This window comes from uncultured Gimesia sp. (genome assembly GCF_937919775.1).
Lineage (GTDB): Bacteria > Planctomycetota > Planctomycetia > Planctomycetales > Planctomycetaceae > Gimesia.
This window is the reverse complement of sequence record NZ_CALFPF010000753.1, coordinates 1-6,543: the sequence shown is the minus strand read 5'-3', so window position 1 is coordinate 6,543 and position 6,543 is coordinate 1. Positions and strand designations below refer to the sequence as shown.

General features: G+C 51.2%; 3 protein-coding genes. 1 reads left to right on the top strand and 2 read right to left on the bottom strand.

The genetic code is table 11. The annotated features are described in order from the left end of the window. Nucleotides 1–138 precede the first annotated feature (138 nt). Nucleotides 139–2,040 carry a carbon starvation protein A gene (locus Q0294_RS21350; protein ID WP_299469492.1) on the top strand — a complete coding sequence of 634 codons (1,902 nt, stop codon included), beginning with the start codon at nucleotides 139–141 and terminating at the stop codon, nucleotides 2,038–2,040. Nucleotides 2,041–3,707: 1,667 nt separating this feature from the next. On the opposite strand, the gene Q0294_RS21345 is transcribed toward Q0294_RS21350, so the two are convergent. Both Q0294_RS21345 and Q0294_RS21340 read right to left on the bottom strand, forming a co-directional pair. Next, the gene (locus Q0294_RS21345) at nucleotides 3,708–4,910 is read right to left on the bottom strand and encodes a hypothetical protein (protein ID WP_299469489.1); all 1,203 of its coding nucleotides are present in this window, start codon (nucleotides 4,908–4,910) and stop codon (nucleotides 3,708–3,710) included. A gap of 57 nt (nucleotides 4,911–4,967) precedes the next feature. Next, on the bottom strand, nucleotides 4,968–6,191 hold the full coding sequence (locus tag Q0294_RS21340) for a hypothetical protein (protein WP_299469487.1): 1,224 nt from the start codon (nucleotides 6,189–6,191) through the stop codon (nucleotides 4,968–4,970). Between the last annotated feature and the right edge of the window lie 352 nt (nucleotides 6,192–6,543).

Here is a 6,543-nt window from a genome sequence, read left to right as displayed (position 1 = left end):
TCTCATCACCGTGTTACTTTGCCAGATTGAGAATCCAATTCGGAAACGAATGTATTAATCCAAGTTGATTCCATGACCAAATAATGCGTTTTCAGCCAGCAAATCTGGTTGGAAGAGAGATGCTGGAGTAAATCACGAATGGCTACACTGTTGATCGCTGCGGGCGCTTTTATAGGCTACATTATTGCCTACCATACTTATGGAAAGTGGCTTTCACAAAAAATATTTAACGTGGATGGACATGCGGAAGTTCCCAGTAAGCAACTGCGCGATGACATCGATTTTGTTCCCACGAAAAAAGAAGTCATTTTCGGGCATCACTTCACGAGTATCGCAGGCACGGGACCGATTGTGGGGCCTGCGATTGCAGTGTTCTGGGGCTGGCTGCCTGCACTCGTGTGGGTTTTGTTCGGCTCCATTTTCATCGGAGCCGTTCATGATTTTGGTGCACTTATTGTATCGTTGCGCAATCGTGGTCAGACCGTTGGTGAAATCGCCGGTCGTTTGATTGCCCCTCGCACCCGGATTCTGTTTCTGTTGATTCTGCTTTTGGCGCTCACTGTGGTGCTGGCGATTTTCGGGCTGGTGATCGCGATCATCTTCGCCCTCTATCCTGAGACCGTCATCCCCGTCTGGATCACCATGCCGATCGCCATTGTCATTGGTCTGATGGTTTATAAGCAGAATGCCGAGCTGCTGGTTCCCTCGCTGGTTGCCCTGGTCATTGTTTATTCCTCGATCTATCTGGGGGCTTACTACTGGCCCGTGAATATTGCGACCATGTTTAATATTCCCGTCATGGGGCCATTCCCCAATACGGTGATTCTCTGGACCTTCGTGTTGTTGGCTTATTGCGCAGTCGCATCGGTCCTGCCGGTCTGGCTGTTGCTGCAACCGCGCGACTTTATCAACAGTCATCAGCTGGTTCTGGCGTTGGGATTGCTGCTCATCGGCGCCATCGTTTCCGGAGCAACTGGCAAAGCAGACCTCATTCACAGTGCCCCCGCGATTGCCACCAACATCCCCGCAGACGCCCCGCCGATCTGGCCGTTCCTGTTCATCACCATCGCCTGCGGCGCCTGTAGTGGTTTTCACTGCCTCGTCAGTAGCGGCACGAGCAGCAAGCAGGTCGAATCCGAACTGGATGCGCAATATGTCGGCTACGGTGCCATGCTTCTCGAAGGAGGGCTGGCGGTCATCGTGATTCTCGCCTGTTGTGCCGGCGTGGGTATGGGCGATTTTACCCGTATCGGTGAAGGCGCCGCCTATACTTATCAGCCAACCATTGATGCCGCCACAGGAACGCAACTTACCGGAGTCGCTGCCTGGGAAACCCGCTACGATTCCACCAAAGGTTGGGACGCGTTTGGGTTGAAAGATAAAATTGGCGCTTTCATACAAGGGGGCGCGAACTTTCTGAAATCGATCGGCATTCCCATGAAGCTGGGCATCAGCATCATCGCCGTGCTCGTCGCCAGTTTTGCAGCGACCACGCTGGATACCGCCACGCGACTGCAGCGTTATGTGATTCAAGAGCTGGCGGCCACAATTCATATCAAACCATTGACCAACAAATATGCGGCCACAGGTCTGGCTGTCTTTCTGGGCGGGATGGTGGCGATGATGCCCGCCAATGCAACCGCAGGACCGGGCAGCGGAGGCCTCATTCTCTGGCCGCTCTTCGGTGCCACCAACCAGCTTCTGGCAGGTCTGGCGTTTATGGTCATCGTCTTTTATCTCCGCCGTCGCAACAAACCGATCATTTTCGCTTTGCTGCCGATGATTGTCATGTTGATCATGCCCGCCTGGGCGATGCTCTGGAACATGTTCAACAGCGGGTCCGGTTGGTACTTTAATCCCGACAAACAGTATCTGTTTCTGTTCGGCGTCGCTGTGATCGCCTTGCAGCTTTGGATGATGATCGAAGGCTGGCTCGTCTGGACCAAATCCAAAGGGCTCCTGGAAGAACAGCTGCCCGATTTGCCAAAAATCCGACCAGTCGTCGCCCCCAGCCCTGCCGCCGCCGGCGGTTCGAATTAGTTGAGAGAGAACTCCCCGGTTTTCTGCAGTGACTGACAGAGCAGATCGATGCTGCGCACGAACGCGCCTTGCAAATCTGGACGGAAAAGCAACCCGCTCTGCGAAGTGATGCGTGTTATGCGTGTTTTGCAGGGCGCAAACGGTTGTTTTCAGCTGACTATCGCGAACCGGTTCCGGTTCGACACCATAAAACCCTCTGGTTTCAGAGCGATTTTCAAAACTGCTGCTCACTCGCCCCCCCTTTTTCGACGCGTATCGGCGCGCGTTGGGACGCCCTCGCCACGTTTCTGCGCGGTATCGGCCAGAGCCCGTCCGCTCAGGGCGCAGCACTGCAACACTCATTTCCTTTGACTCCGTGCTGTTTTTAAAGTTGATCAAAGCCATCAAGACACCGTTCCGTCATCAGCCATTTCAGAAGTACAACAGACCCATGTGTCTGCCCGCTGGATGTTAAATCCAGAACATAAAAACCCGATCACATCCTAGCGGAAAGACTCGGCAGACCCGAGATGAACATCACGCAGTAATGGTCTCTTTTGAGCAGCATCAGAAAATTCAATAGATCATTGATCTCACATAGACCACCCGAACGAAATCAATGCTCATTGATTTGGGTAGGCCCGAATGCACATCCGGGCCGAGCGCAGCGAGCAGGAAATTGCCAGAGAACACGTACCGCTTTATCACGCTATACCCCGCCGAGAGTCATGGAAGCCAGACGGTGGTACAGCAATTTCCTATCTCACTCACCGTGTGCCACGGCCCGGCTTGTCCGGCCGTGCAAAGCAATTCACGCTGACCCACTTGTTAAAATGTAGGGGTCGACCGATGTGTCGACCCGCCTGGAGAGATGCAACCAGAGATTGCCGTACAAATGGAACACGAAAAATGATTCGTACGTTAAAACAAAAACCACCCGAATCCCGGCGGGCGGACACATGGATTCGCCCCTACCACAGAACGCGTTGGACAGGTTAGCCTGGTATCAAACCAGCACCGTCATACAAGCCGAGCGGTGGAACAGCAAATTTCTATTTCACTCGCCGTGTGCCACGGCCCGGCTTGCCCGGCCGTGCAAAGCAATTCACGCTGACCCACTTATTAAAATGGAGGGGTCGACCCATGTGTCGACCCGCCTGGAGAGATGCAACCAGAGTTTGCCGTGCAAATGGAACAAGAAAAAAGATTCGTACGTTAAAACAAAAACCACCCGAACCCGGCGGGCGGTCACATGGATCCGCCTCTACCACAAAACGCGTTGGACAGGTTAGTCTGGTATCAAACCAGCACCGTCGGTCAAGCCGAGCGGTGGCACACGGTGAGTCTGATCTGAAGTTCGAAGCGCTATTCAAGCAGCAGCTCTCACTGGTTTTTTCTACCACGAAACCACACGAAAGAAAATTGTTTTTCAAGCAGAGCAGCAGAGGTGGGCCCGAATGTAATTCGGGCCGAGCGTAGCGAGCAGGAAGTGGCAGCTCCCGCGTTCGGTCCAGAACCAGTCTTCCCCTACTCGATAGTAGATAGCATGAGACGCACTCCTGCATCAGAAAGCGTGCTCCCCATGACATCCTGGAAAACTGTCAGAGCAATCGCACAATGTACACGAAAGGAAAAGGCGTATAACAGGGCATTACCGGTTATACTTAGAAATTCTGTGCCGGAACAGTTCATTTTAAGACAGGACGAAACTTACGTTCGACCCGCTCAAGCTTCTTCGCTTCCAGGGTCGCAAGCGCGTGCTGTATTTGCCGCAGCGAGTCCCCTGAAAGATTCTGCTGCTGACGCGTCGCCTGCAGCAGTTCTTTCAGGATGTGATACATTTCGGTCTCTCCCACATCCATGCCCGGACCGTTCCCAAAAAACCAGTAACGACGACACTCCTTAGCCCTTTCCTCGGCCAGCACCTGAATGGGATCCAGGAACCGGTGCGTGAGTTCGAGTTCTTTCAGATCGCTGAGGATCGACGTTCGCACATCATAAATCGGATCATTTATCAGACCGCGCCGGACAACAGCAAAACAGTCCTCGCCACCCAATTTCAGCAGCGCTTCATTCAAGAAACAACGATCTAACACGTCAGGCGTCTGCTCAGTATGTTTGATCAGAAACTCTTTGTAGCCCGTGAGATATTTTTCCTGATCCCACTCATAGAGCAGCTTGTAAGCTTCAAAACGGTAGCCGGCATGCAGCGTTTTGTCTGACGAGATCTGCTCCAGAAACAGGGTGTATTCATCCTGCCCCTTCTCAGGCGGCGGTAGGCAACGCAGTAGCAGAGGAACCCGATAGCGCTGATAGAGACTCGCCGCGACCGGGCCGGACAATTGTTCTGTTTTAAGCTGCCACAAAAAATAATGATCCCATTCCGGACTAGGTTGGTAAACGCTTAGAATGGCTCCTGGAGTTGGGCTCTTTACTTTTCGTTCACGTAACTCTTCAAAGGCAAACTGAATGATGCTGTGCAGCAGCGGATCTTTCGTTTTCTGGTAAGTTCCAATATCAATCATGGAAAGATAACGTTGATAAGGAAGAGGCGTTTTCGGAATACCGTAGCGTTCTTTTTCTGACTCAGTCAGATAGCTCTTTGTACGAACAATTTCAGGTGGCAGCCAGCCATGCACGTCGACCCGGGTCCACTTCGAAGCGTAAACCTCCCCCGGACGCCCCTGGTCATCATAGGCTCTGGTCAGCTTAAGGACCGGAAACGCCCCCAGCTCATACAACAGCGCTTCATACTTCTGAGTCTGTGTTCTCAGATTGGCGGATACTGAGGCAGCAGATTCCTGTTGCCGCTCTTCAGCAATGACTGAATCCAGACAAACACCAGCGAGACAGAACATCAGGGCATAAGGATAACAAATTGACTTCAACATAGCTGGTCGCAATCCTTTACTGTAGACAGCTGGACATCGATTAACCGCTGCCCTGTTTCAATTCTTTTGTGGCAGATCATTGACTTCAAATCGATCCCCAAAGTCAGTCGATACCGGTTCGGGTTTCTTGGAAGCGAGTGCCTGGAATGCGATTTTAACTTTATGTTTTGTCTCCCGTTTTAAATAGTTTTGCTCCTGGGCCCACTTCAGATATTCACTTAAATCGTAAGTAATCTCATTTCCACCTGCAGATAAAAACCTTCGATTCGGCATGACTCCCGTACATGGCTGACCCTTACCGTTTGAGAGTAGAAGTATCGTGTCGATAAATTCATCAATCTGGCCCTGTTCTTTTAATTGGTGAAGAATGCATTCGCGGACCTCGGCTACCGGGTCGTTCAGTAAGCTCTGATTCACAACCTGGATTGCTTCCGGCGTTCCGATCTCAAGCAGAGCCTCATTCATACGCCAGCGATAAAACCAGTCATCAGGTTGATCAACGTTGTCGATGAGAAACGCCTGATAATCCTGAAGGTGTTTCTGTTGGTCCGCCTGGTACAATTGCGTATAAACCTGAAATCGATCTGCGACCCTGATCTGCGGATTCACCAACTGCTGTACCAGAAACATCCGGTACTCTTCCTGTCCTGTTTTGAGAGGAGGCAGATAATGGAACACCAGCGGATCCTGATGCTGCTGATACATGCGGGCAAAGACCTCACCGGAAACATTTTCTCTCTTGAATAACCAAAGCAGCTCAGAATCCAGTCCTATCCGGGCATGATAGATCTTTACGAAGTCCGCCGGATTCCTGATTTTCATTCGCCGGTCACTGAATTCGTCCAGCGTCAGTTTAATCACGGCAAACAGCAGCGGGTCTTTTGACTGTTGGTAAGTTTCAACATCCATCAGCGCCACATATCGTTCATAGCTGAGCGGCGGTCTGGGTATGCCATAGCGCTTCTTTTCTGACTCGGTCAGATACTCGTTCGAACGAACCGCTTCCGGAGGCAGCCAGCCGTTCACATCAACCCGTCTTCCTAAACTGTAAACCTCCCCAGGATTTCCATCGTTCATATACGATTTCGTCAGCTTGCTGACCGGAAACGCCCCCAGTTCGTAGAGGATCTCTTCATAAGACTCAGTGGGCAATTGATTTGAAACTGCCTGAGTCGCAGTTTCCTCGATGCGTTCCTGTTCCGTTGTAGCCGTCTCTGAATTCGAACTACATCCCAGGCTGAACAGGAGTGATAAGATCAAAGTGCGGTTCATCAGAATCATACGAAATCTCAGAATGGAACAGGACATGAACTGATTGCTAGATTGTGTCCAGTTTTACGGTCGCGTCTCCAAGGCCATTGGGACCGAGTATCATAGATTGAGAAACGCGATCGTTAAATGTGATGCGATCTAGTGCTTTGTCAAGCTCGAAATTGAGGGTTGGGAGTGTTGTTTACGTGCTCCGTTGTCGCACTCTCGTGATATCTATCAACCCAAAATTTAAAAATGACACTCTACTAGTATACAGAGCGTGTGAAAATATGTCACCATGTTTTCATAATGTTATGCTGCACCCTGTATTGAAAACGCAATGAGAACACTCACCCATGGCCGATCTCAAAAGCAAACGTCT